This is a genomic window from Bradyrhizobium centrosematis (assembly GCF_045571495.1).
GTDB lineage: Bacteria > Pseudomonadota > Alphaproteobacteria > Rhizobiales > Xanthobacteraceae > Bradyrhizobium > Bradyrhizobium centrosematis.
The window spans coordinates 4,018,227-4,043,517 of the sequence record NZ_CP120703.1; the positions used below are offsets into that span (position 1 = coordinate 4,018,227).

The 25,291-nt window shown below is 65.3% G+C and carries 23 protein-coding genes and 1 tRNA gene; 7 read left to right on the plus strand and 17 right to left on the minus strand.

Going from position 1 to position 25,291, the window contains the following annotated elements; translation table 11 throughout:
• Positions 1-9: 9 nt before the first annotated feature.
• Genes P6U31_RS19290 through P6U31_RS19300 form a run of 3 tightly spaced genes read right to left on the minus strand, consistent with a single transcriptional unit; the run spans position 10 to position 3,771 of the window.
• Positions 10-1,530, minus strand: a complete 1,521-nt coding sequence (locus P6U31_RS19290; protein WP_407183237.1) for an amino acid ABC transporter permease — start codon at positions 1,528-1,530, stop codon at positions 10-12.
• Positions 1,527-2,732 carry an amino acid ABC transporter permease gene (locus tag P6U31_RS19295; RefSeq protein WP_407183239.1) on the minus strand — a complete coding sequence of 402 codons (1,206 nt, stop codon included), beginning with the start codon at positions 2,730-2,732 and terminating at the stop codon, positions 1,527-1,529. The genes P6U31_RS19290 and P6U31_RS19295 overlap by 4 nt, the downstream gene beginning before the upstream one ends.
• 22 nt (positions 2,733-2,754) lie before the next feature.
• On the minus strand, positions 2,755-3,771 hold the full coding sequence (locus P6U31_RS19300) for an amino acid ABC transporter substrate-binding protein (protein WP_407183240.1): 1,017 nt from the start codon (positions 3,769-3,771) through the stop codon (positions 2,755-2,757).
• Positions 3,772-4,151: 380 nt separating this feature from the next.
• Between P6U31_RS19300 and metC the strand changes: the two genes are divergently transcribed.
• Both metC and P6U31_RS19310 read left to right on the plus strand, forming a co-directional pair.
• Positions 4,152-5,336: a cystathionine beta-lyase gene (gene metC / locus P6U31_RS19305; protein WP_407183242.1), complete on the plus strand. Its 1,185-nt coding sequence runs from the start codon at positions 4,152-4,154 to the stop codon at positions 5,334-5,336.
• Positions 5,337-5,525: 189 nt separating this feature from the next.
• Entirely contained in the window at positions 5,526-7,217 is a 1,692-nt protein-coding gene (locus P6U31_RS19310) for a Na/Pi cotransporter family protein (RefSeq protein ID WP_407183243.1), read from the plus strand.
• 9 nt (positions 7,218-7,226) lie between these two features.
• Here P6U31_RS19310 and P6U31_RS19315 read toward each other — a convergent pair whose 3' ends face one another.
• The 7 genes from P6U31_RS19315 to P6U31_RS19345 are packed head-to-tail and all read right to left on the minus strand — an operon-like array spanning position 7,227 to position 18,652.
• On the minus strand, positions 7,227-7,565 hold the full coding sequence (locus P6U31_RS19315) for a lipid-A-disaccharide synthase N-terminal domain-containing protein (RefSeq protein ID WP_407183244.1): 339 nt from the start codon (positions 7,563-7,565) through the stop codon (positions 7,227-7,229).
• Positions 7,562-8,320, minus strand: a complete 759-nt coding sequence (locus P6U31_RS19320; RefSeq protein WP_407183246.1) for a glycosyltransferase family 2 protein — start codon at positions 8,318-8,320, stop codon at positions 7,562-7,564. Before P6U31_RS19320 ends, P6U31_RS19315 begins: the two co-directional genes overlap by 4 nt.
• Positions 8,321-8,364: 44 nt before the next feature.
• Positions 8,365-9,210: a phosphatase PAP2 family protein gene (locus P6U31_RS19325; protein ID WP_407183247.1), complete on the minus strand. Its 846-nt coding sequence runs from the start codon at positions 9,208-9,210 to the stop codon at positions 8,365-8,367.
• Between the two features lies 1 nt (position 9,211).
• Positions 9,212-10,954, minus strand: a complete 1,743-nt coding sequence (locus tag P6U31_RS19330) for an ArnT family glycosyltransferase (protein WP_407183249.1) — start codon at positions 10,952-10,954, stop codon at positions 9,212-9,214.
• Between the two features lie 50 nt (positions 10,955-11,004).
• The gene (pbpC, locus tag P6U31_RS19335; protein ID WP_407183251.1) at positions 11,005-13,203 is read right to left on the minus strand and encodes a penicillin-binding protein 1C; all 2,199 of its coding nucleotides are present in this window, start codon (positions 13,201-13,203) and stop codon (positions 11,005-11,007) included.
• A 2-nt stretch (positions 13,204-13,205) separates the two neighbouring features.
• Positions 13,206-18,410: an alpha-2-macroglobulin family protein gene (locus P6U31_RS19340; RefSeq protein WP_407183252.1), complete on the minus strand. Its 5,205-nt coding sequence runs from the start codon at positions 18,408-18,410 to the stop codon at positions 13,206-13,208.
• Complete coding sequence (locus tag P6U31_RS19345; protein WP_407183254.1) at positions 18,407-18,652, minus strand: hypothetical protein; 246 nt, start codon at positions 18,650-18,652, stop codon at positions 18,407-18,409. The genes P6U31_RS19340 and P6U31_RS19345 overlap by 4 nt, the downstream gene beginning before the upstream one ends.
• Before the next feature lie 162 nt (positions 18,653-18,814).
• Between P6U31_RS19345 and P6U31_RS19350 the strand changes: the two genes are divergently transcribed.
• Both P6U31_RS19350 and P6U31_RS19355 read left to right on the plus strand, forming a co-directional pair.
• Positions 18,815-18,891: transfer RNA gene (locus tag P6U31_RS19350), tRNA-Arg, on the plus strand.
• A 368-nt stretch (positions 18,892-19,259) separates the two neighbouring features.
• Complete coding sequence (locus tag P6U31_RS19355; protein ID WP_407183256.1) at positions 19,260-19,478, plus strand: hypothetical protein; 219 nt, start codon at positions 19,260-19,262, stop codon at positions 19,476-19,478.
• A 30-nt stretch (positions 19,479-19,508) separates the two neighbouring features.
• On the opposite strand, the gene P6U31_RS19360 is transcribed toward P6U31_RS19355, so the two are convergent.
• Positions 19,509-20,795: a hypothetical protein gene (locus P6U31_RS19360; protein ID WP_407183258.1), complete on the minus strand. Its 1,287-nt coding sequence runs from the start codon at positions 20,793-20,795 to the stop codon at positions 19,509-19,511.
• Positions 20,796-20,911: 116 nt separating this feature from the next.
• Between P6U31_RS19360 and P6U31_RS19365 the strand changes: the two genes are divergently transcribed.
• Positions 20,912-21,139: a DUF2171 domain-containing protein gene (locus P6U31_RS19365; RefSeq protein WP_027574503.1), complete on the plus strand. Its 228-nt coding sequence runs from the start codon at positions 20,912-20,914 to the stop codon at positions 21,137-21,139.
• Between the two features lie 100 nt (positions 21,140-21,239).
• Here the strand turns inward: P6U31_RS19365 and P6U31_RS19370 are convergent, their stop codons facing one another.
• Both P6U31_RS19370 and P6U31_RS19375 read right to left on the minus strand, forming a co-directional pair.
• Entirely contained in the window at positions 21,240-21,485 is a 246-nt protein-coding gene (locus P6U31_RS19370) for a hypothetical protein (protein ID WP_407183260.1), read from the minus strand.
• Between the two features lie 276 nt (positions 21,486-21,761).
• Positions 21,762-21,911: a hypothetical protein gene (locus tag P6U31_RS19375; RefSeq protein ID WP_407183262.1), complete on the minus strand. Its 150-nt coding sequence runs from the start codon at positions 21,909-21,911 to the stop codon at positions 21,762-21,764.
• 253 nt (positions 21,912-22,164) lie between these two features.
• On the opposite strand from P6U31_RS19375, the gene P6U31_RS19380 reads away from it, so the two are divergent.
• A complete protein-coding gene (locus tag P6U31_RS19380; protein ID WP_407183264.1) occupies positions 22,165-22,326 on the plus strand; it encodes a hypothetical protein in 162 nt (53 codons plus the stop codon).
• A gap of 453 nt (positions 22,327-22,779) precedes the next feature.
• Here P6U31_RS19380 and P6U31_RS19385 read toward each other — a convergent pair whose 3' ends face one another.
• The 3 genes from P6U31_RS19385 to P6U31_RS19395 all read right to left on the minus strand — a co-directional run bounded on the left by P6U31_RS19385 (position 22,780) and on the right by P6U31_RS19395 (position 24,260).
• Complete coding sequence (locus P6U31_RS19385) at positions 22,780-23,538, minus strand: hypothetical protein (protein ID WP_407183266.1); 759 nt, start codon at positions 23,536-23,538, stop codon at positions 22,780-22,782.
• A gap of 173 nt (positions 23,539-23,711) precedes the next feature.
• Positions 23,712-23,930 (minus strand): DUF2273 domain-containing protein, encoded by a 219-nt coding sequence (locus tag P6U31_RS19390; RefSeq protein ID WP_407183268.1) that lies wholly within the window; start codon positions 23,928-23,930, stop codon positions 23,712-23,714.
• A 93-nt stretch (positions 23,931-24,023) separates the two neighbouring features.
• Positions 24,024-24,260, minus strand: a complete 237-nt coding sequence (locus P6U31_RS19395) for a hypothetical protein (RefSeq protein ID WP_407183270.1) — start codon at positions 24,258-24,260, stop codon at positions 24,024-24,026.
• A 261-nt stretch (positions 24,261-24,521) separates the two neighbouring features.
• Here P6U31_RS19395 and P6U31_RS19400 point away from each other — a divergent pair, with 261 nt between their 5' ends.
• Positions 24,522-24,869, plus strand: a complete 348-nt coding sequence (locus P6U31_RS19400; RefSeq protein WP_407183271.1) for a DUF6481 family protein — start codon at positions 24,522-24,524, stop codon at positions 24,867-24,869.
• Between the two features lie 134 nt (positions 24,870-25,003).
• Here P6U31_RS19400 and P6U31_RS19405 read toward each other — a convergent pair whose 3' ends face one another.
• The gene (locus P6U31_RS19405) at positions 25,004-25,249 is read right to left on the minus strand and encodes a pentapeptide MXKDX repeat protein (RefSeq protein ID WP_407183273.1); all 246 of its coding nucleotides are present in this window, start codon (positions 25,247-25,249) and stop codon (positions 25,004-25,006) included.
• Positions 25,250-25,291: the final 42 nt, after the last annotated feature.

The window sequence follows — 25,291 nt, forward strand, 5'->3', positions numbered from 1 at the left end:
TGACCTCGATCAGTTGCGACGGTGGGCGTTGAGGCGGTGCTCGACAAACAGCGAGTAGCGCGACATTCCAAAGCAGAAGATGAAGTAGATGATCCCGGCGAAGGCGAAGCCAGTGAACGCAGTCGAAGGCGTCGACCATTTCGGATCCGAGAACGAGGCCCTCAGCGAGCCCAGCAGATCGAACAGCGCCACGATCGAGACCAGCGACGTGTCCTTCAACAGCGAGATGAAGCTGTTGACGAGGTTCGGAATGACGTGGCGCAGTGCCTGCGGCAGCACGATCAGCGAGGTGGTCTTCCACCACGACAGGCCCAGGGCCGCCGCAGCCTCGCCCTGCCCGCGCGGAATCGCCGCGAGCCCACCGCGGACGTTCTCGGCCTGATAGGCGCCCGTGAACAGCGCAATGCCGATCAGTGCGCGGACGAGGCCGTCGACCGTGAAATTGCCCGGCAGGAACAGCGGCAGCATGTAGGTGGCGAAGAACAGCACGGTGATCAGGGGCACGCCGCGCCAGAACTCGATGAAGGCGATCGAGAAGATCCGGATCAGCGGAATGGTGGAACGCCGCCCCAGTGCCAGCGCGATGCCGATCGGCAGCGAGGTGACGATGCCGGTGACTGAGACCACAAGCGTCACCAGCAGCCCGCCCCACAGATTAGTGGTCACAATGGGCAGCCCGCCGTGATCGAGCCCCATCAGCTTGATGACGACGGCGACCGCGGCGAAGGTGGCGACGCTCGACAGGAGCGCGTGCCATCCCGTCCGCGGGCCGCCGCCGACAACAAACGCGATCAGGGATACGACGAGGGACGTGATGGCGAAATCGGTCCAGACTGACTGGCCGGTGCCCTGAATCTGGTCGCGCAGCCAAATCAGTGGGAAGATGAGCCAGGAGATCATCGTTCCGACCACCACGATGAGTTGGCCCGTGGCCCAAAGCAGTGGCCCGAGGGCCGATGTCTTGCTGAGAGTGAGCAGAGCCTGGCCGGCGCCGATGATGCTGTCGTCGAACAACTCCAGCAGGCCGGCCGTCCAGCTGAGGCCAAAACCCTTGATGCCGCCGCCGTGCAGCAGGAAGAATGCGACCACCGGAAAGGCGACGAAGAACAGACCGGCGTTGAGCCCCTTCGCCGGCAGACGCGGCACGAGCAACGGTATCAGCAGGATCACCGCGAGGACGAATGTCAGGTTGACCCGCCAGCGCTCGGCTTCAGGGTAAAAGCCGTAGATCAGTTGCGGCAACTTGGCCTGGATGTAGGGCCAGCAGGCGCCGACCGCAAAGCCGGCGTTCTCGGTCAGGCATGCCGTGCGATCCTCGCCGCTCCACACCGCATCGACCAGCAGGAACTTGACCGAGGGGACGATGGTGAACCACAGCAGCAGGGCGCCCACGATCGTGAGCAGAATGTTGGTCGGCGAGTTGAGCAGGCGGGTGCGCATCAATCCGACAAAGCCGGTGGTCTTCACCGGCGCGGGACGTTCGGTGAGCAAGTCCTGGCGGACGAAGCTGCTCGAGGCGATATCGCTCATGCGCCCAGACTCCGGCTGACGCGCCAACCATAGACGCTCATGATCGCGCTGGTGAGGAGCGAGATCAGCAGATAGATGCCCATCGTCATCGCGATGATCTCGATCGCCTGTCCGGTCTGGCTCAGCGCGGTGCCGGCGAACACCGAGACCAGGTCGGGATAGCCGATCGCGACAGCCAGCGACGAGTTTTTGGTGAGGTTGAGGTACTGGTTGGTCAATGGCGGCACGATGACGCGCATGGCCTGGGGCACCACGATCAGACGTAGCGTATTGCCCCGGCTGAGGCCCAGCGACGATCCGGCCTCCATCTGCCCCTTGTGGACCGACAGGATGCCGGCGCGCACGATTTCGGCGATGAAGGCGGCGGTATAGGTCGACAGTGCCAGTGCCAGCGCCACGAACTCCGGAATGATCCGCGAACCGCCTGCGAAGTTGAACCCCCTGAGCTGCGGCAGCTCGAAGGTGAACGGCAAACCGAACACCAGCATGGTGGCGAGCGGCAGCCCGAACAATAGGCTGAGCACATAGGGCCAGATCCGGATCATCCGCCCTTCCTCAAACAGCGCGCGCCGCGCATAGATGCGCAAGGCCAGCGCCGCGACGATGCCGAGCGCCAGCATCGCCAGGAATGGCACGAGACCTCTCTCTCCGATCGGGCTGGGAACCACGAAGCCGCGATTGCTGAGGAAGGCAATGCCGAGCAGCGAGATGCTCTGCCGCGGATTGGGCAACGCCGCCAGCACCGCGAGGTACCAGAACAGCATCTGGAACAGCAGCGGCAGGTTGCGGATGACCTCGACATAGATCCCGCCCACGCGCGACAGGAGCCAGTTCGGCGACAGCCGGCACAGCGCGATGATGAAGCCGATCAGGGTGGCAAAGACAATGCCGACCACCGAGACCATGAGCGTGTTCAAGAGCCCGACGACGAACACGCGCAAGAATGTATCGGATCCGGTGTAGGGGATCAGGGTCTGATTGACGTCGAAGCCGGCATTGTTGCGGAGGAAGCCGAAACCGGCGGCGATGTGCTGGTTTTCCAGGTTGGCGCGGGCATTTGAAATGATCTCGTAGCCAATCCAGCCCAGGATCGCCGCGAAGGCGAGCTGGACGGCGACGCCGTTCCAGCCGGCCTTGCCGCCCAGCGCGCGCCGGATCTTCAGCGCGATCTGGGGCGGCGGTTTACGGGCCTCGGTGCTCATCGCCGCGAGCCGCCGATCGGGATCAACGGATCGGTGGCGCGTACTGAAGACCGCCCTTGTTCCAGAGATTGTTGAGACCGCGGTTGATGGCGAGCGGCGAGCCCGTGCCGACGTTGCGCTCGAACACCTCACCGTAGTTGCCGACCGCCTTCACGATCCGCACCACCCAGTCCTTGGTCACACCAAGCTGTTCGCCGAAATTGCCATCCGTGCCGAGCACGCGTTTCAGCTCCGGGTTTTCCAGCTTTGCCTTCTCGTCGACGTTCTTCGAGGTCACGCCGAGCTCTTCAGCCGTGATCATCGCAAACAGCGTCCATTTCACGAGATCGAACCATTGGTCGTCGCCGTGGCGCACCATCGGCCCGAGCGGCTCCTTGGAGATGATCTCCGGCAGCACCATGTGGTCGGCGGGATTGGCGAACTTCAAACGATAGGCGTAGAGCCCGGACTGGTCCGTGGTGAAGACGTCGCAACGACCGGATTCATAAGCCTTGATAGTCTCATCCGCGCCGGCGAACGCGATCACCTCGTACTTCATGTTGTTAGCCTTGAAGTAGTCGGCGAGATTCTGTTCCGTCGTGGTGCCGGTCTGCACACAGACCGAGGCACTGTTCAATTCGAGCGCGGAATTGACCTTCAGCGACTTCTTCACCATGAAGCCCTGGCCGTCGTAATAGGTCACGCCGGTGAAGTTGGCACCGAGCGAGGTGTCGCGCGAGATGGTCCAGGTGGTGTTGCGCGAGAGCACGTCGATCTCGCCGGATTGCAGCGCCGTGAAGCGGTCTTTGGCGGACAGCGGCACGTACTTGACCTTAGTCGGGTCATTGAAAATCGCCGCCGCAATTGCGCGGCAGACATCGACGTCGATTCCCGTCCAGTTGCCTTTGTCATCCGGATTCGAGAAGCCCGGCAGGCCCTGGCTGACGCCGCAGGACAGCATGCCCCGGTCCTTGACGGTCTTGAGCGTTTGCGCATCGGCGGCTTGGGCGGAGAGGCCGGTGGCGAGAGCAAGGGTGAGAGCCAGGGTTACGCGTTTCATGGGCTTTGGGCCTTTCAAGGTCGTCTCAAGGTCAGGAACGTTGTCGCAGGATCATCTCCGCCAGGCAGGGCCTTGCAAGAGTCATGCTGGAAGATCAAGCCGAACACTCGCCGATACCGGGAGCCCATACCTTCATCTCCGCCGCTGGCGCCCGCCATTTTTGGCTGTGACGCAAGGTCCGGTCAGACGATGGATCGAAGGTCGCGGCAGGCCCCTCAACATGCGGCGACTGAATAGCACCTGCGCATCACAGAACGACTGGCGTGCCGGGTCAAGGGGTTGACGGGACTCTTCTGTGTTCTGTTATTAACGACAGCGGCCTTTCGGCCAGCCCGCTCGGCGCCAAGCCCGAGCGGAAACGCGGTTTTGAAAGCAGACGCATGGATTCCTCGCACCCGCAAGAGCAGCACGCCGAGACCCGGCTGGTCACCTCCGGCCGCGACACCAAGGCGCAGAAGGGGTTCGTCAATCCGCCGGTCTTTCACGGCTCGACCGTGCTCTATCCGACCGCCGAGGACCTGCACGCCCATCGCGGTGAGTTCACCTATGGCCGCCACGGTTCCCCCACCACCAAGGCGTTCCAGGAGACGCTGATGGCACTGGAGGGGCCGCAATGCGCCGGCGTCGGCATCGTCCCGTCGGGGCTATCGGCAATCTCTACCACCCTGCTCGCGGTGCTGAAGGCCGGCGACCACATTCTGGTCTGCGACAACGTCTACCGGCCCTCGCGCAATTTCTGCAACGGCATGCTCACCCGCTACGGCGTCGAGACCACCTATTTCGATCCGCTGATCGGCGCCGGCATCGACAAGCTGTTCAAGCCCAACACCCGCGCGGTGCTGGTGGAGGCGCCGGGCTCGCAATCGTTCGAGATGCCGGATATCCGCGCCATCGCCGAGGTCGCCCATGCGCGCGGCGCGCTGGTCATCGACGACAACACCTGGGCCACCCCGCTCTATCACCGCTCGCTCGAACAGGGCGTCGACATCAGCATGCAGGCCGCGACGAAATATATCGGCGGCCATTCCGATATCATGTTCGGCACGATCTCGGCCAATGCCAAGGCCTGGCCGATGGTTGCCGAAGGCATCCGCCTGCTCGGCGTCTGCGCCGGTCCCGATGACGTCTTTCTCGCACTGCGCGGCCTGCGCACGTTGTCGGTGCGCCTGGCCCAACATCATCGCTCCGGGCTCGAGATGGCGCGCTGGCTCGCTGCCCGACCCGAGGTCGCGCGCGTGCTGCATCCGGGACTCGAGACCGATCCGGGTCACGCGATCTGGAAGCGCGACTTCAGCGGCGCCTCGGGCCTGTTCAGCATTGTGCTGAAGCCGGCGCCGCAGAAGGCGGTCGACACCATGCTGAACACGCTCAGGCTCTTCGGCATGGGATTCTCCTGGGGCGGCTTCGAGAGCCTGGCGATTCCCTTCGATTGCGACGCCTATCGCACCGCGACCAAATGGGCGCCCGGCGGGCCGACTCTGCGTCTGCACATCGGGCTCGAAAGCACCGACGATCTCAAGGCCGATCTCGATCGCGGCTTCGCTGCCCTCAAGGCAGCAATGTGAGCCTGCACACAGGGCATTGCGCCTGAGAACGCGCCAATCGCGCGGGCGGAGGCGCAACGCGCGCCGGCGGACGCGCAACGCGGGAACGCGCACGTGTCGTAAACGTTAACGCTGACGCGCCAAGAAATGGTTTGATCCTCAAGCATTTGGCGCTAGCCTCACCAATCGACTCCAATCCGGACACGGAGAATGGGAACGTTGGTTCTGCTCGACCTGATGGGCGGGGTGGCGCTGTTGCTGTGGGGCCTGCACATGGTCCACAGCGGGATTCTGCGCGCCTTCGGTCCTGACCTCAGGCGCCTGCTCGGCAAGGCGCTGAGCAACCGCGTCAGCGCCTTCGCCGCCGGCCTCGGGCTCACCGCACTGCTCCAGAGCAGCACGGCGACCGCCTTGATCACAAGCTCGTTTGCAGCCGAAGGCCTCGTCAGCCTCGCTGCCGCGCTTGCCATCATGCTCGGGGCCAATGTCGGCACGACGCTGATCGTACAGGTGCTGTCGTTCAACATCGCAGCCGTTGCGCCCGTCCTGTTCGTGCTTGGTCTCGTCGCGTTCCGCTCCGGCCCGCGCTCGCGGATCAAGGACATCGGCCGCGTCTGCATCGGCCTCGGCCTGATGCTGCTCTCGCTGCACATCCTGCTCGACACGCTGGCGCCGGCCGAGAACGCGCCCGGCGTCCGCGTCGTGATGTCGGCCATCACGGGCGATCCGATCCTGTGCATCGTCATCGCCGCCCTCATCACCTGGGCGGTGCATTCGAGCGTCGCCAGCGTGCTCTTGATCATGTCCCTGGCCTACTCACAGTTCATCACGCCTTACGCCGCGATGGCGCTGGTGCTCGGGGCCAATCTCGGCAGTGCCATCAATCCGGTGTTCGAGGGCGCCAGGCGCGAGGATGCCGCGAGCTACCGCCTGCCGGTCGGCAATCTCGTCAACCGTGTGGTCGGGATCGCCCTCGTCCTGCCCTTCCTGGGCACGATCGCCGAGCACATGCACGCCTGGCAGCCCGATCTCGCCAAGATGACGGCGGCTTTCCATATCGCCTTCAATGTCGGCACGGCCGTCGTCTTCATTGGCCTGCTCGACGCCATGTCGCGCCTGCTGACCCGCCTCTTGCCGGATCGCGCCCAGGAGGCCGACCCGGCGCGGCCGCGTTATCTCGACGAGACCGCGCTGGAGACGCCGTCGCTGGCGCTCGCCGACGCCGCCCGGGAGACGTTGCGCATGGGCGATCTCGTCGAGGTCATGCTGCGCCAGGTGATGGCCGCGATGATGACGGGCGACCGTGCGCTGGTCGATCAGGTCTCCAAGATGGACAATTTGGTCGACGGTCTCGACGAGGCCATCAAGCTCTACGTGACTAAGCTGATGCGGGGCAGCCTCGACGAGAGCGAAGGACGGCGCGCGATGGAGATCATCTCCTTCGCCATCAACCTCGAACATATCGGCGACATCATCGACAAGAGCCTGAGCGAGCTCGCCACCAAGAAGATCAAGCGGCGCTTCCAGTTCTCAGCGGAAGGCGCCGACGAGCTCGCCGCCTTCCACAAGCGCACCATGGACTCGCTGCGGATCGCCTTCGGCGTTTTCATGTCGGGCGACGCCAACGAGGCGCGGAAGCTGCTGGTCGAGAAGACGGCGCTGCGCAACACCGAGCTTGCGGCCGTCGAGCGGCATCTCGACCGCCTGCGCGAGGGCCGCCCCGAAACCATCGAAACGACGTCGCTGCATCTCGACGTGCTGCGCGACCTGCGTCGCATCCATTCGCATATCTGCTCGGTTGCCTACCCTGTGCTGGATGCCGCCGGCGAGCCCTATCGCAGCACCTCGGCGGAGACGGCCACCCTGCCCGCCTCAGGCGCGGCCTCGGCGTTGCCGCGTTAGGACAGCGGCTTACCGATCCAGCGTCTTCGAGGCGCTGCCGCGGTTCTTGATGATCAGCATGATGTTGCGGACATAGATGACCGTCGCCATCGATTGTCCGAGGATTATGACCGGCTCGCGCTTCACGATGCCGTAGACCAAAGTCATCAGGCCGCCACCCATCGAGCAGAACCAGAACGCCATCGGCACCACGCTGTTGCCGGCGCGCTCGCTCGCGATCCATTGCACCAGGAAGCGCGCGGTGAAGAACAGCTGCGCGACGAGGCCGAATGCCAGCCAGAAATCGAACTTGGCGACGAAGACGTCGTAGAGGTAGTTGCTCAGCGCCTGACCGTACTGGATGATCATGCGGTCACCTCGGTCACTTCTGGCGTCGGCTTCTTGCGGCGGATCAGCCACCACACGCCGGCGAGATCCATGATTCCGATCCAAAGCCGGTCGAAGAAGCCGTAGTTCGACACGCCGGAATGGCGCGGCCGGTCGATCACGTCGACATAGGCGATGTCGTAGCCTTCGCGGCGAACCAGCGCCGGCAGGAAGCGATGCAGTCCGTCGAAATAGGGCAAACTCAGGAAGACCTCGCGCTGGAATGCCTTCAGTCCGCAACCGGTGTCCCGCGTGCCATCCTTCAGGATGGCGTTGCGGATGCCGTTCGCCACACGCGATTGGAATTTCTTGAAGCCGGTATCCTTGCGTCCGACACGCTGACCGGCAGCGAGGCCGATACGCCCTGCTCCCTTCTCGACCGCTGAGATCAGGTCGGGCAGGAAGGCCGGATTGTTCTGGCCGTCGCCGTCCAGCGTCGCCACGATCACCCCGCGCGCCGCGCGCACGCCGCTGCGCACGGCCGCCGATTGGCCGCCTGATCTGGCATGGCGAAGCTGACGCAGATTGTCCCGCTGTGCCATGATCGCGGCGATCCGTTCGCCGGTTGCATCGGTCGAGCCGTCGTTGACGTAGATGATCTCATAGGACCAGCGGCCATCGAGCGCCGCGCCGATCTCCGCGATCAGCGGCGCGATGTTGTCGGCTTCGTTGCGCACGGGAACGATGATGGAAACCGAAGGCTGGGACGTCGACAAATCAAAGCTCGTGGTTGGCATTGGCCCGCGACCCGGGAACCGAGGGCCCCGGCAGGCAGCCGCTTTTATGGGGCGGATGCCCGGTGGGCAACCCTTTTGAGGCGGCCCGAGACCGCCCCCGCAAGAGGCACGATGGTGCCATCGCCCCGGATGGCAAAGCCCAGCCTTCGCGCCGCGAACCAGTAGCGCACCGCCATGGCCCCGACCGTGCCGACCAGGGCGCCGGCGACGACGTCGCTCGGGTGATGCGCGAGCAGCACCAACCGCGTCAACAAGATCACGATTGCGTAAGTGAACATGAAGACGCGCAGGCGCGGCCACAATGCGGACACGGCAAACGCCAGGGCGAATGCCGCTACGGCGTGGCCCGACGGCAGGCTGGCATAGGCACCGGTCCCCTCGAACGGCACGAAGTTGAAGGGATTGGCCTTGCCCCCGACAAACGGACGTCCGCGCCCGATGACAAATTTCAGGACCTCGGCAACGAGCGCCGACACGGCAACGGACAGAAACATGAACTGGAGGCGCGTGCCGAATCCGAGCAACAGCGCGCGGCGTGTGCCGTGAAGCGCCGCTGCAACGAACGCCAAAGCGACCAGCGCAGCTCCCATTACCCACAGCAGATACTCGTCCTTGCCGAAATCGGTGAGGATGCGGATCGGCCACAAGCCGGGCGTGCCGCGCGCCGGCATCAGCTGGATCTCGGTCTGGTCGAACGCGACCATCAGCACGATGACGAGAGCTGCGCCCGCCGTGGCGAGCCACAGCGAATGACGCGCCAGTTTTCGCGCGGCTTCCGCGCGGCGCGAATGTGAGGGCGTGCGAACGAGCTGCGCCAGCGCGCGCCTCGACACGGCGAACAATTGCGCGGGATAGCCCGAACGCGGCGCGGTGCTGGTCGGGGCCGACATCCTATTCGGTACCTTCCGAGCGGAAGATCGAGATCGAGATCGCGCGGCCTTGCGAGAAGTTGTAGCCGTCGATGCGGGTACCGACCTTGTAGCGCAGCCCGATTGCTTCGGCGCGCTGCACGAAGCTGCGCTCCGAGCGCTGCTCGATCAGCGCAAAACGACAGCTTCCTTGCCGCAGGAAGTCCGCCGCGCCCGAACCGTCGGTGAGCAGCGTCTGGGTCCCCGTCAGGAAGACGAGACTGGGCTCGTGATAGCCGGCCGCCGCCGCCTTCGGCCCGATGCAGGTGACGTTGCGGAGCGCGCGCGCGATCTCGATGCTCGGAAACAGCGGCGTCAGCGACGGCAGCACGATGCCGTACACTGTCACCGCGAGCATCAGGGCTGCGACCAGCGCGTTGAGCAGCGAGCGCTCGGCACGATTGTTGTCGTAGAGCCACCAGGCGAACAGGCCGAAGATCAGCGACGCCGCGATGAACGGCCAGGCGACGAAGGCCGGCTGCCGTGTCAGCATCACCGCGCCGACCACCGCGATGATCGAGGCGGCCGCGGGGATGGCGAACCACCAGGCCGAACCGCGCATCAGCCAGGAGCGCGACAGCACGCGCCGCTCCACCGCGCCGGCGGTGAGAATGGCGATCGCCGGATAGAGCGGCAGCACGTAATGCGGAAGCTTGGTCAGCACCGCCTCGAACACGATCCAGGACGGGATCAGCCAGGCCAGCAGAAACTGCGCACCGGGTTCACGCCGCGCCCGCCACACCGCGGGCGCGGCCATCGCCGCGAGCGGCGCACCCGGCCAGAACGTGATCCAGAACAGCGCCAGGTAAAGTCCGGGCGGTGCGCCATGGGATTCCTGGGCGCCGATCTTGCTCAGCATGTCGCCGCCGACGGAATCGGCGAAAAAGGCGTCTCCCGCGCGCCAGAAGATCGCGACGAACCAGGGCAGCACCAGCACCAGCATCCACATCAGGCCCCAGACCGGGCGCAGCCGCCACAACCAGGAGGAATCGCGGTCCTGGATCGCGAGCGCAACGATGGTCAGCCCTGCGAACATCAGGATCAGCGGGCCCTTGATCAGGATGCCGACCGCAAGCGCGCTCCAGAAGATCGCAGGCCAGCTCCAGGGCGGGTGCGTCTCGTCCTCGGCGCGCTGCCAGGACAGATAGGCTCGCGCCATCGCCCCCATCGCGGCGACCACGCAGAACAGCAGCATGGCATCGGTCTTGGCAAGCCGCGCCTCGACGCCGAGCAGCACCGAGGCGCACATCATCAGCGCCGCCAGCACCGCTCCCCGCCGCGTGACGAAGCCGAGCGCGGCCCAATAGGTCATGAGCACGGCGCCGATCGCCCCGAACAGCGACGGCAGCCGATAGACCCAGATCCGCAATTCGGCCTTCGGCAGCTTGAGCATCGAGGCGGCTTCCACCGTCGCCGATTGCAGCCAGTAGATGCCGACCGGCTTCTTGTAGCGGACGTCCTCCTGGAAGCGGATATCGACATAGTCGCCGCTCTCGACCATCTGCTTGGTGGCCTGGGCGAACCGCGCCTCGTCGCGATCGATCGGCGGAATCGTGAAGAAACCCGGCAGGAACAACAGCAGCGCGCACAGCAGCAGGAAGGCGACGGCTCGGGCGTGGCTGGCCGTGACGATGTCGAGCATGCTCACGAGCCCGCTGCCCGGGTTTGCAGGCGATTTCGGCTCGCGGGGCGCTCCAAAACGGGGGGATGGGTAGGTCTCGGCCATTGGTTCCGCTTACGCTGAAACCGCCATCGCCACAACCGCTTAAGGCAGGCTCATTGAATTCGAATGACGACTGTGTCCGCGGCGCCCGTGGCATCGATCACGGTGAGCCGTGCAAAGCCCGGGCCTGGCGGATCGATCAGGCGCTGGCGCCGGCCGTCGATCTCGCCAAGCGCCGTGCCGTTAACCATCACGGTCATCGGCAGAACACCGCCAGCGACCTTGACCGGCATCGCCGCGCTCTCCTGTCCGCCGGAACGATCGACATCGATGCGCGAGCCATTCAGCGGAAATTGGATATGCAGTGCCTGCTCGCGGCCGGTCCGCACCAGTTCTCCCACCGGGCGGAACCGCTTCAACGGCAACGGCAGCTTGGCGTTGCTGGCAACCAGAGTTCCCCTCGGCGGCTTCGGCAATGGAGCGAGCGTCTTGCCGGTGCGGGCAAAGGCGTCGAACAGGATCGGTGCGGCGGCAACGCGCCCGATCAGGCCCGGAACCGGGGCGCCGTCGGGCCGGCCGACCCAGACCCCAATGGTCATCCGGCCGTCGAACCCGACCGACCAGGCGTCGCGATAGCCGTAGGAGGTCCCAGTCTTGAACGCGATGCGGTTGTGAGCGGCATTCTCCGGCGGCGGCGTTCCCAGCAGCACGTTGCCGACCTGCCAGGCTGCGACCTGATCCAGCAGCCGGAGCGGCTCGCGGTCGTCGTCCTTGTCCGACATGACCTCACGCAGCGGCTTGGTAGTGCCGAGCCGGGCGAAGCCCGCATAGAGCTGGGCGAGATCCTGCAACGTCACGCCGACGCCGCCGAGGCCCATGGCGAGTCCCGGCGCTTCGTCCTTGGGCAGAACCAGATGGCCGCCGGCCTGCCGCAGCCGCGCCGCGAGCCGGCTGGAGCCGACGCGGTCGAGCAGCACGATCGCCGGCACGTTCAGCGACAGTTGCAGCGCCTTCCTCACGGGCACCGTGCCCTGGAAGGTCATGTCGAAATTTTCCGGCGCGTAGGAGCCGAAGCGAACCGGCCGGTCGTCAATCAGGCTTTCCGGATGGACGAAACCGTCCTCGAAGGCGAGCCCGTAGATGAAGGGCTTCAGCGTCGAACCCGGCGAGCGCACCGCGCGGGTCATGTCGACCTGCCCTGCCCGGCTCTCGTCGAAATAATCGGCCGAGCCGACGCGGGCGAGCACGTCGCCGCTCTCGTTGTCGACCACGATGATCCCGACCGAGATGTTCGGCCCGAGCGCAATGGCGCGGTCGCGCGCCAGTGGCTCCAGCACCTTCTGCAAGTTCGCATCGAGCGTGAGCTTGACGGTCGGCGTGTCCTTGATCGTCGACAGCGCGGTGTCGGAAGCGTGCGGGGCCAGGATCGGCATCGGCTTGCGCAGTTTCGGCACGGGCACGGCCTTGGCCTGCCTGGCATCCTCTGCGCTGACCACGTGCTCTTCGACCATGCGGTCGAGCACGCGGTCGCGCGCCTTGCTCGCGGCCTCGGGATGGCGGTCGAGCCGGCGCGTTTCCGGCGATTGCGGCAGCGCGACCAGCAGCGCGGCTTCGGCCAGCGACAGGCGCTTCGGCTCCTTGCCGAGATAGCCGATCGAGGCGGCGCGGATGCCTTCGAGATTGCCGCCATAAGGGGCCAGCGCAAGATAAAGATCGAGGATCTGCTCCTTGCTCAAGCTTCGCTCGATCTCGATCGCGCGCACCATCTGCCGCAGCTTGGCATAAAGCGAGCGCTGCCGCCGCGGCTCCATCAGCCGCGCCAGCTGCATGGTGATGGTCGAGCCGCCCGAGACGATGTGGCCGCGCGTTCCGAGCTGCAGCGCAGCGCGCCCCAGCGCCAACGGGTCGATGCCGTCATGGGCGTAGAAGCGCTGGTCCTCATAGGCGAGCAGCAGCTTCAGATAGGTCGGGTCGACGTTCGACGCGGCATCGACCGGCAGCCTCCAGCGGCCATCCGCCATCGCATAGGCCCGCAGCAGCTTGCCGTTGCGATCGACGATGGTGGTGGAGACCTGCCGCGCTTCGTCGAGTGGGAGAGGACCGAGGGAGTAGACCCAGGCAACGAAGCCGATGATGGCAAGGATGAGGGTGAAGGCGACTGCGGAGAGGAGACGATAGCCACCGCCCCTCGCTCCACTGCCGTCATTCCGGGATGGTCCGAAGGACCAGACCCGGAATCTCGAGATTCCGGGTTCGGCTCTTCGAGCCGCCCCGGAATGACGAGTTTCACTGTCAGCCTCAGCCATCGACATGTTCACTTCGCCGCCCGCACCTCGACGGAGCCCGTGCCCGTCCGCCCGTAGCGCGAGGGATTGTACATGTCCTCGACATAGGCCTGCGGCAGCACGTATTTGCCGGGTGAGACGGCGCGTACGATGTAGGCCACGGTGAAGACCGATTTGGAATCCGAGGCCCGATCGACCGCCGCGGTGAAGCGGTCGTCGCGGAACTCGGTATTTTCGGGCTCTTCGCCGTCCTCGATCCAATCCAGCGTGCCGCTGTCGCCGGACGAGACCAGCTGCGGATTGTCGATCTCGAGGCCGGCGGGCAGATAGTCGGACACCATGATGTGGCCGTACTCGGGCTTGGCCTCGGTGATCTTCAGCACCACCGCGAAGCGCTGGTTCTGCTTGACCTTGCTGATGTCGGCGGGCTTGCCGTCGAGCGTGAAGTAGCTGCGCTCGATCTTGAAGCCGTTCGATGCAGCCGGCTCCGGCGTCACCGGCGAGCCCGACACCGAGACCACCGCCTGCACCGGCGCATCGCCGGTGTTGGTGATCTTCAGCGGCTTGCCGTCCAGCGTCGTGGCCTTGTAGCTGCGATAGAGCGCGGTCTTGACTGATTGGCCGTCCACTTCCATGGACAGGTTCTCCCTGGCGAGCGCCCGCGCCGCCAGCACCAGCCACGCATTCTCCTGCGTGGAGGTGTAGGGCGTCAGCCCGCGCGCGGTCTCGACCCGCGACACCGCTTGCGTCAGCGTCGCCTTGGGCGCGTTGCCTTCGCTGGCCAGCGAGACCAGCGCTGCGGCATCGCGGAGCTGCGAGCCGTAGTCGGTGCGGCCGAACTCCAGCACGGGCTTGGGTGCAAGGCTGTCCAGCGCAGCACCATAGACGCGCTCCGCGCGGTTACGGTCGCCAACCAGCGCCAGCGCGGCCGCGAGCTGCGATTTCGCAATCGGCGTTGCGAGATTGGCGAGCTTGGTGTCGGCGAGATAGCGGAGATCGCCGATCGGCGCCGCGCCGTTGCGGGCGAGCACGTAGAGGCCGTAAGCGAGATCACGCCCGCCATCCTTCTCCGGCTCGTTCGCGTTGACCACGGAGTTGCGGATGCGGTCGAGCGCATTTTTGAACAGCACGTCCGGTACCGCAAAGCCCTTCTCGCGGGCCCGAGTCAGGAAGTCCATGACATAGGCATCGAGCCAAGCATCATCGCCACCGGCCGACCACAGGCCGAACGAGCCGTTCGAGCCCTGGCGCGCCAACAGCCGCTCGATCGCGTCGCGGATGCGCTGGTCGACCTCGCTATCCATGGCGAGGTGCGCGCCGGCCGCGAGTTCGTTGACATAGAGCAACGGCATCGCGCGGCTCGTGATCTGTTCCGAGCAGCCATAGGGATAGCGGTCGAGTGCTTTCAGGATCGTCGCGGCGTCGAGCGCGGTCGACAGGCTCGCCGAGACCGAGACACTGCCGGTGCCCGGCACGAGGTCGGAGAACATGTCCGAGGTCAGCGTCAGGCTCTCGCCCTTCGCCAGGGTGCGGATCGAACGCCGTGCCAGCACCTGCGTCGCCGCCTTGACGTCGAACGCGTAATGCCGCGCCAACGCCAGCCCGTTCGGTCCCTTGATGTCGACGTCGAGCGTCGCCTGCCCCGCCGCGGTCGCGTCGAGCGCGAGCGAGAATGCGTTGCGTTGCTTGGCGGCGAGCTTGACCGTGGTGGCGGGATTACCCGTCATCTTCACCGGACCGCCGGTCTTGACGTTGATGACGTAGTCGCCGGCCTGACCCTCGACATTGTCGATCTCGAGGTTGACCGTGCCGCGGTCGCCGTTGAGCAGAAAGCGCGGCAGCGTCGTCGTCAACACCACGGGATCGCGGATCACGACATCGGTGTTGGCGCGGCCGAGCTTGGTCGCGGTCCACGCCACCGCCATCACGCGAGCGGTGCCGGCGAACTCCGGAATGTCGAAGCTGACGTCCGCAGTGCCGTCGGAGGCGACGGTGACGATGCCGGAATAGAGCGCGAGCGGCTTCTGCGTGGGCGGCGAGCCCTGCAGCTCGGCCGCACCGGCGTCACCGCCGGACTTGATCTGGCCGCGCGTGCCGGACATGCCGTCGATCAGCTGGCCGTAGAGATCGCGGATCTCCGCACTCAGCCGGCGCTGGCCGAGATAGTAATCGTCAGGCGCCGGCGGCTTGTAATTGGTGAGGTTGAGGATGCCGACGTCGACCGCGGCGATCACGATCTTGGCGTCCTCGCCCGGATTGAGCCCGTCGAGCTTGACCGGGATCCTCAATGCCGAGTTCGGCCGCACCAGCGCCGGCGGCGACAGCTTCACCTGCAAGGTGCGGGTCTGCTTGTCGATGCCGAACCATTTCAGCCCGATCGCCCGGCCCGGCATGCGCTGGGCCGCGGCATCGAGCGGACGGCGCAGCGTCGCCACCACATAGGCACCGGTGCCCCAATCCTTGCCGACCGGGAGCTTCACCTGCGCGGTGCCTTCCTTGACGTCGATGGTCTGCGTCGTCAGCAGGCGGTCGCCGAGCACGTTGATGGTGAGCTTGCCAGCGCTGCGGACATTGACCGACACGGTCATGGTGTCGCCGGAAGCGTATTGCGGCTTGTCGATCGAGGTCTCCAGGAGATCCGGCGTGTCGGCGCTGCCGTCGGAATACCAGCCGACGTCGAACTGCACCGAGGTCACCGGGCCATCGGCATCGTTCGACTTCACATCGAGCCGGTAGCGGCCGGGCTGAGGGCTGAGCGAAATCCGCGCGGGCTTGTCGGCCGCGACCGCCACATCACCGTCGGCGACGCGCGAGGTCGACTTGACCGGCTCATACTCCCAGTAATTGTTCTGGCGATACCATTGGTACCGGGACTCCACCTTCAGAAGCTCGTAGTGCAGCCCGTCGCGGCGCAGCTTCTCGCCCTCAGGCGAGACGAACACGACATCGAACTCGGCCTTGTCGCCCTCGGCGACATTCTTGTCGCCGAACAGCGGCTTGACGCCGATCTGCGCCGCCGCGGGCGCGACCGGGAGCACGATCTTGCGCTCGACGGCACGGCCACCGGTCTCGACCATGCGGACGAAGATCTGGGCCTCCTGCGGCCGGGTCGAGGCCGGCTGCTTGTCCAGCGCCACCGGGAAGGTCGCAACACCGTTGGCGTCGGCCTCGGGCAGGTTCTCCAGCGGCGTTCGCTCGTTCGAGGTCGTCTCCTCGTCGGCGACGCCGAACTGGTAGCCGGCAAAGCCCGGACGCTCGGCCGCGGGCGCGACCAGCAGGTCCCCTTCGAGCGCGAGGCCCGAGGCCGGCGCGCCGTAGAGGAAATGGCCGTCCGCCTTAAGCTCTACTGGAGTGTTAGCCTTGATCAGCTTGTCCTTGGCGGACAGGTCGAATTCGATCCGATCAGGAACGTAATCCTCGACCATGAAGGTGGTCTCGCCGACCGAGGAGCCCTTCGGATCGGTGAAGGCGCGCGCCCGCCAGGTGCCTGTCGGCACGGCCGCGTTGAGCGGCACGGCCAGCGTGCGGCCGCCGGCGCCCTGGTCGGACAGCACGGCCCGGCGGAATTCGACGCCGTCGGGGCGTTCGATCACCAGCGTCAGCGGCCCGCCGGTGACGGCATTGCCCTGCCCATCGCGCAAGAGCGCGGTGAGATAGACGGTCTCGCTGGAGCGGTAGACGCCGCGCTCGGCATAGACGAAGGCATCGGCGCCGGCGGGCACGGCGCGCCCCGCAACGCCGCGGTCGGACAGGTCGAAGGCCGACGTCTTCAGGCTCAGGAAGGCATAGTCTGCCTTCTCGCCGGTGACCGTGAGCATCGCCGGGGACAAGCCGCCCTCGCCGCGCGCAAGGCCCGCCTCGAACAGCACGTGGCCAGAGTCGTCGGTCTTGCGGGTCGCCAGGATCTCGTTGTTACGGGCCACCAGCCGCACCTCGGCCTTGCCCACCGGATCGGTCGAAGCCAGCGAGTTGACGAACACATGGATACCGTCATTGCCGGAATAGGCCGACACGCCGAGATCGGAGACGATGAACCATTGCGTGGCGAGCTGATAATCGTCGTCCGAGCCCGGGCCCTTGGCCGCAGCGGTCATGACGTAAACGCCGGGCTGGAGCTCGCCGAGCGCCTCCTCGACCGGGAATGCCGTGGTGACGTCCTGGTTCAGCGTCATCGCGGTCGCGAGCTCGCCGGACCAGACCTTGACGCCGCGCTCGTCGCCGAGATCGGAGAGCTGGTACTTGGACAGCGTCTTCTGGAAATCGCTGTCGACCACCGTGTTGATCAGATTGCGGTCGCCGATCCGGAATACGTTGATGTTGACCGCGGGCGTGTTGACGCTGACCACGGGAATGCCGCGCTGACCGGTCTTCGGAAGCACATAGGCCCGGCTGGTGAAGCGCACGAAGGGCTTGCGGTCGCGCACATAGACGTTGAACTCGGCCGATTTCGGCAGACCTTCCTTCACCGTGGACGGCAGGCCGGCGCGCAGGTTGATGTTGTAACGCTCCCCGTGCTTCAGCCCGTCGGCGCAGAGCTGCTTGCCCTCGGCCGACAGCGCGGGCTTGTCCTGCCCGGCCAGCGCCAGGAACGGCGCGAAATCGGTGCGTTTTGCCAATTCCTCGGAGAACTGGAAGCAGACGCGCGGGCTCGCCGAGTCCGAATCCACGGTATAGTCGAGCAGGCGGAAGCCGTGCTCGTCGCGCATCTTCTCATATTGGCCGCGGACGTCGGCGACCTCGCGCATGTCGAGCGACAGCCGCAGCGCATCCAGCGCCGGCCGCCACAGCTTGCGCTCGGCCAGGGCCTTGCCGAGCACGGCGAGCGCGTCGGCCTCCTCGCCCGCATTGCCGGCGCGCTGATAGGCGATGTAAGCCGCGGTCGAGGCGCGCTCCAGCAGGAAAGTCTGCTCGCTCGAGCTCTTCGGCGAGATCTGGAAGATGACCTTGGCGAGCCGCAGCCAGTTGCCGGTATCTTCCGGCGTGGTGGCCGCGATCTGGCCGAGCACCGACAGTCCCGTGCGGTAGTCGTTGCGCCGGAAGGCGGCGTCGGCGTCCGTCTTCAGCGTCGCATTGGTCTTGGCGACCGGTCCCGCCTCGCTCTTGATCTGCGCCTCCAGCTTGATCGCGGCATCGCCGAGGTCGTCGCGTCGGAAGGCCTTGTCGGCAGCCTGGGCTGCGCTGAGGCCGAGCGCCAGCGTGGCGCAGATTGTGACGGCGCGAACAAGACCGATCATGATGGACTCCCGGAAATCGCGGCCAGCTGCCCGCTGGCCGCATGAAGTGCGCGGAAAGGTGACGGACTCAAGGCGATGGAACCAAAGCTGCAAATCGTCGCATTCGCCATGAAAAGACAAGCCCGGAGGAGACCGATCAAGGTACCGACGCGCACGCCGTCCTGTTGGCGCAGCAATACCAGATCCGTCGACCGGCGGCCGCATCCCGGAAGCTGGCCAGCGTTGCCGGCGATGTGAACCATCGTCCAGTCCGCTGCCGCTCACCCCGGCACCCTGACACGCCACCGTCTCGCTTTGTCGCGGCATCGAGGAAAACGGTTCGGTTCAGGCTTGGCGAAACACCCAATTTTTCATAATGGCATGGTAGACGTACAGCCAGGCCCCACCCCGGGGCGGCTGAAGACGGTCCCGTAGCTCAACTGGATAGAGTAGCGGATTTCTACTCCGCGGGTTGCAGGTTCGAGTCCTGCCGGGATCGCCAGTCTCTACCTTGTCCAGCCCGGACACATAGGCAACAGACCGTACCTGAGACACGGGTGACAACCTCGTGCCGAGCGGATTGTCGAGGGTTGCAGGTACTCCACGCACTCATGGCGTCGACCATTATTTGCTCGGCACGCACACAGCCCCGTGCGCCAAGCGCGCGCCCCTGGTGGGCTTCGGGGTTGACCGCTCGGCGCGGCCAAGCAAGGAGGCTGCCATGCCAAGCAAAAAGCTATCAATCAAAGCCTTTCACGAACGCGTGGGGTAGCATCCCGCAGCCTTTGAACCACGCCGATCAGCCCTATGTAAGCGCCGGGCGGGATGCGCCCGACAGGTTTTTTGATGCAGCTATCCGAGTTGACGAGAATGGCGATTGCATCCGCGGTAGCGGTCGTCGCGATGTCGTATTTGGCAATCGACGCAGGTGTCGTGAACACCAATGTGGTCACAAAGCCCATCAAGGTGGCTCAGGCCACGATCGTCGGCGCCGCGATGGGCCAGCATCATCTTGCCTTCGCCGTTCAGGAGTGGGCGCGTCGCGGCCAAGACAAGCCGCAGCTGGAGCATTGCCTGGCGGTCGACTGATCGAGGCGCCCTCCTGGGCTGTCGACACATTCATCCTCGACCACCTGTCGACTGATAGGCCCGCCACCACCGTGCAATCGCCACGGCGAGATCATCCCAAAGCTCGCTTGGCAAATCCGGGACCGCCACCCGGACGCTATACTGCTCCGTGGTCGCGTCGTGAAACCATTCGGTCGCCGCGAAATCGAAACCGAAGCTGCCGGCATGGCGGATGGGAAATCCAGCCTCGCGCAGTTCGTTGCTCATGTCCTCGGCGGCCTGCCGCGCGCTCGCTTCGTCGAGGGGACGCCTGCCCCGCAAGGTGACGTAGAGACCGTGAGCGAAATGGAGCTCGCCCGAGAGCGCCGGGAGCTTCGCCGCAAAACATCGCGCCGTGCTTCGGCCGTTGCGCAAGATCGCCGCAACGCGCCGTTTTGTGAGGGCCCAATATGCCGCGCTGCCGACGAAAGGCGGGAAGTGTGCCGGCAATGCCGCGCCGCCGAGCAGTCGCACCGCGTTGCGGGTTTCGGACGCGAGATGTGTCCAGTCAGGATGGCACGCCCGCTGCTGATGCTCGTTGTCGCGGACGAACACGGCCGAGCCGAGCCGGCCATATTCCGCCCCGAGCGAATCGAGCTTGTTGTGGCTTCGCACCAGGACCAGCGGAATTCCGTTTCGCCGGGCCCACCGCAGCACGCGCCTGATCCGGCCTGACCTGCCGGCGAAGCAGGTCGTGTCGAACACGAGGAGATCGAGACCCGAGCCGTCACGTCCGAGCACCGCCTCGAAGGCTCCGGCGAAGGAGCAGGAATCCAGCAGAAGAATCCGCGGCGAATTTGCCGATGCAAGCGCATCGCCCAACGGCAGACTCAAAGCCACGGGCCGCAGATGAGGAACAAGGCTCCGGATCAGCTCCAGCGTCTCGCCGTAGGAGCCTGGTAGCACCAGGATATCGGCCTTCTCGACGATTTGCGCGGAGGCCAGCAGCACGGCGGAGATCGCAGCCATGCCCGAGGCCATATAAAGCGCCGTGCTCGTGCAGCCGAGGTCGAGCTCATAGAACGACGGACCGCGCACCGACAGATCGGCCCGCTGGTAGTCGTAACTGAACGCGAAAGGCCCGCTGACGGGAGCACTGGTATGCGACCAGGCCGTCTCCGTCGCCTTCCACTCGTGCAGTTCGTGCTCTGCCCTCAGCGCCGCCGTGAGCTGGAATTTGGACCTGACGACCTCGTCGACTGATTGCGGACGCGTCACATCGAGCCGATGTCTCAGGCAGTCGTTCAACAGCCCGAGTTCCTCATGCTTCCGGTCCAGATAGGCCTGAATGCTCTCCATGCGCGTCTTGGCAGATCCGATCGGATTTCAACGTTCCGAGGGCGTCTCGGATCCAACGCGCGCCTGGTGCAACGAACGCCGATGTTCGCAGTTGAGACCAGAGCAAGGAGGACGAGATGGCTGATATCAGAGAGCACATGAAAATCATCGGCAAGGACGGCGCTCATGTCGGCACCGTCGACCGCGTGGAGGGCAACCGGATCAAGCTGACGCGCAAGGACAGCCCGGAGGGTCACAAGGACCATCATCACTATATCGACACGAAATATGTCGGTGCCGTCGAAGGCGACGTCGTCAAGCTTTCGGTGAATGCCGACGCGGTACCGAAGACGGAAGCCGCCTGAGACACTGAGCCCCTTCGGGGGCTTTTTCTTTGTTCACGATCCGACTCCGCTTCGTTCCAAGGCACGAATCGGGACCGGAACGATCAGCGCGGCACATTTCTTAATGCGGCGTTTCACCCGGCCGGTTGTCCGCGTTCAGCGCCACGAGCACCGGCCGCAAGCGGTACGCATCGATCGCAGCATTCGACAGCAGCAGCCTGCGCCGCTCGCCTCGCAGCATCATGCGATCGATCCTGTTCAGGATGAAGCGGGCTGACTCCCGCTGCTCTCCCGTCAGCAGGCCGGATCGGTCGAGATATTTCCAGGCAATCTCGAAAGACTGTGCGCGTAACTCAGGGTCGGTCATAGCCGCCCAACGTCCGCAAGGAACGAATGTTCCTCCTTCAAGCCGCGTGAAACGCGCCCGCCAGCCAAGTCGAGCGACGGCGCAACAAAATGCGAAGGCAATGGGGAACGAGATCACGGCCGGCACGTTGATGCGTGAAATTGAGTGGTGCCGATCTTCCAGCCCCGATCGGCTTTGAAGGACCCCGTGCTTGTCCCCCGAGCACGGGGCTTTCTCATGCAGGCCGGCGCCTGACCGGCCCCGCGCCGTCCCGCCGAATTCCGTCCGAGAATGCTCTCAGTCCGCCCGCTCGTCGCGCCGATCGCGCGCGAGTTCGTGCCAGGCCAAAGCGAGCTGGATCAGGCGCTGCCGGTCGGCGCCTTCCGATGCCGCGGCACGCTTCATTGCGGCCTCGGCCTCACGCTGTGGGTCGAACTTGGTAAACATGCGTGGACCCTAGCCGGCCATCTGGACAAGCGCATGGCAATTTCGTCCGTATGATTGCGGAGTGACGCCCCCACCTCCCGGACCGGGCAAGCGTCGGCCCTGTCGCCGCTTTGCATGCGCTGATTACGAAGCCATGGGGCCGGGCTTCTTTCAGGCGATCTGTGAATGGCGTCACAGTCTTGGGCTGCCATCTCGGTTAAACAACACCTTGACGCTTCAGCGGCGCGCGACGGCATCGATGGTGTTTTCCGTCATGACACAAGAAGCAGCAGCTTCAGCCAACGCCTCGGCGCAACGGCAAAAGAGCGACCTGCTCCGCTTCGCCTATCTCGGGAGCATCGGCATCGTGACGCTGGCCTGGATCGCCGGCCTGGTCTGGGGCGCGATCGCGTTCTTCAACTGGCTGGTGTCTTGACGCAGGCCGGTCGGTCGCGCGCAAGCTCTTTCGCGAACGAGGCTCGCTGCCGGATCATGCGATAAAGCAGGATGAGTTTTGGTTGAATCGATGTGCGCTCAGGGGTCGATTCACCTCTCCGCAGGGAGAGGTCGGAGCGCATCGAAGATGCGGTCCGGGTGAGGAGATATGGTCTCGCTCAGTGCCGCGGCCCCTCACCCGGATTGCGCTGGACGATGCTTCGCATCGCCAGGGCAATCCGACCTCTCCCCGTCGGGGAGATGTGAATTACCGGCAGCCCGCCGAATCCAATTTCATCATGCGCTAGAGCAGCCGGTGCAGAACCCAGCTCGATACGACCGCAAACGATCATAACCCAAAGCGCCGGGCAGCCATCCGGACCACCGCGCGAGAGGGCAAAAAAGAGGCGGGCCTTTTGCCCGCCAATTTCTGATCAGGATACGGGCCAGTGCCTCAACGGCACGCCCGCGGATCGGTCGCCACGTACTGACCATCCGGGTAGCGGTAATAGCAATTGCCTTGCGCCCAGTAATAGCCGGGCTGGGATGCGGCGGTGGCGCCCGCAATGGCGCCGGTTGCACCGCCGAGAACCGCGCCGGCGGCAGCTCCTGTGGCATTGCCCGAGATCAGTCCACCCAGCACGCCGCCGACGATGGCGCCGCCAAGCGCGCTTACGCCGGGATCAGCCGGTGGCGGGGGCGGAGGTGGCGGCGCATAGGTGACCGGAGGCGGCGGCGGAGCATAGGCCACCGGCACGTCGTCATAGTACTCCTCCGAGATATAGGCGGGCGGGCCGGCCATGCGCTGCGGATAATAATACCAGACGCCGCCAACGTCCCACCACCAGCCCGAGCGGCCATTGCGGACCTCGTGGCGCCAACGCCCACCGTCCCAAGCGCGGTTGCCGCGATAGGCGTGTCCGTCCCAGTCGCGCGTCGGCGCGGGGCCCCTGGCATAATTGCGTGCGGGCGGCGAGCCGCCCGCGTTGCGCGGCCGGCTATCCGGCTGCGGCGCGGGCTGGACCGCCTGGCGCGGCTGCGGGCCCCTGTGCATGTCTTGATTGGTCGGAGACGGCGCTCCCGCACTCGGACGCGCCGCGGGCTGGCCAGCGTCCCTCGATGGCCTGGCGTCCTGAGCCTGGGCCGAAGCCGCGAGCAGCGACATGGCCGAAACCAAGGGAATGATGATCTTCATGCGGCTGGACGCACTCATGCGTGCTTGCCCCCTACTCTCTCGATTGCCGTGGTGCCTGGCGCCATAGATGATTCGGCTCGCCCCAGACTTGATGCCGGCTGACATAGCTGACCTGCTTTGGTCGGCGAAGTCCCGTTACAAATGATTAAGATCAGGGCTTTTTTCGGCCCGAGGGGCCAGCTGGAGCACCTCTAGCGGGCGGGCTCGATCACGTTGCAATTGCTCCGACCCGACATCAGGCAGTCCTGCATCTTGCTGGCCGCGGTGAGGTCCCGTGCGAGCCACCAGCCGATCCCAAGGATCACGACCGCAATGACCAGGCCGGCGATCGCGCCACGGTGGTTGTCACCGGATGGCGGCTTAGGCCGGGCTTTCGGCTTCTCGCCCGGTTCGGGCTTGGACGTGGACATGGCTACCTGATCGCACGGACGACCCCGGCTTATCACCTCTGCGACGTCCCGTCACATCCCGATCAGCCGCTTCGGCCAAGCTCCCTTCCGGGCTCAGCCTCGGGTCGCCCGGATCGCTTCCTTGCGCAAGGTTTCGACTGCCGGAATCGCCTGCTGGGCCCGCGGTGCGCAGGTTGTGAGCACGAACGCGGTCTGGGTGCACTCCCAGCCGGCCCCCAGGACGGCGCTTTCGATGGGCTGCGGGCGCGCAAGCAGCAGCATGGCACCGGTCACGGCCACCAAGGCGACGGCAATTGCGAGTGCCTTCAGGCTGAATCTTGAGATCGTCATGCCCGTGCTCCGTATCGGGGCGGACGCTAGGCGTCGCCCTCGCGGTCCCTTATGAGGGACATCACAATTCGGCAGTTTTTCCGGGCTACGAGAGATCGTCGGGGATGGCGATTTTCGTTGACCTGATCGGCTGCGATTATGGGTGGCTTCGCGACGCGCAGCGATGTACACGCTTCTGCGTCGCGCGGCGCCTGCTATGCCCAGCCGACGTACCAACAGGCAGTGATGTAGGATCGAAAGCGAGGAAGACAAGGCTCGTCGATGAGTGGATTCAGGGAACCCGGCTTCGCAGACCGGCAAAAGGCGGCACAGGATGCCCGCAAAAACCTTTTGAACAAATTTAAATCGCAGCCGGGCCCCGACGACCCGGCGGTTGTCGCGCGTCGCGCTGAGCGCGAGGCACTCGCAGCCAAGCGCGCCGAGGCCAAGGCTGCGCGCGAGGCCGAAAAGGCCGAGCAGAAGCGCCTCGAGGAAGAGGCCAAGGCCGCTGAAGCCGCGCGGATCGCGCGCGAGGCGCAGGAAGCCGCCGAAAGACAGGCAGCGCTCGAAGCCGAACAGAAGGCCAAGCGCGACGCGCGCTACGCGGCCCGCAAGGCCAAGCGCAAGTAATCCGACGCGAGACCTGCGCAGGTCGCGTTCAATTCAAATTGAAGCAGGACGGAATTCGGGGCGGTCCAGGTGACCGCCCCGAATGTGCGTACGTGCGCCCTTTGCCAGGCGCCGCGATCGCGAATGGACGAAGATCAGTTCTTCTTCATCATCCCGTCGTCTTTCTTCATGCCGTCCTTCGACATGTGATCCTTCTTCATGCCGTCGTCCTTGGACATGCTGTCCTTCTTCATCATGCCGTCCTTGGACATCGTGTCCTTCTTCATCATGCCGTCGTCCTTGCCCATCTTGTCCTGGGCCAAAGCGGCCGGCGACAGCGCAAGGCCAAGCGAGAGAGCGGCAGCCGAAACGCCGAGCACGATACGGGTGCGAATGGTCATGGTTCATGTTCCCTTCGAGATGGTGTTTGTCAGCGACGGACG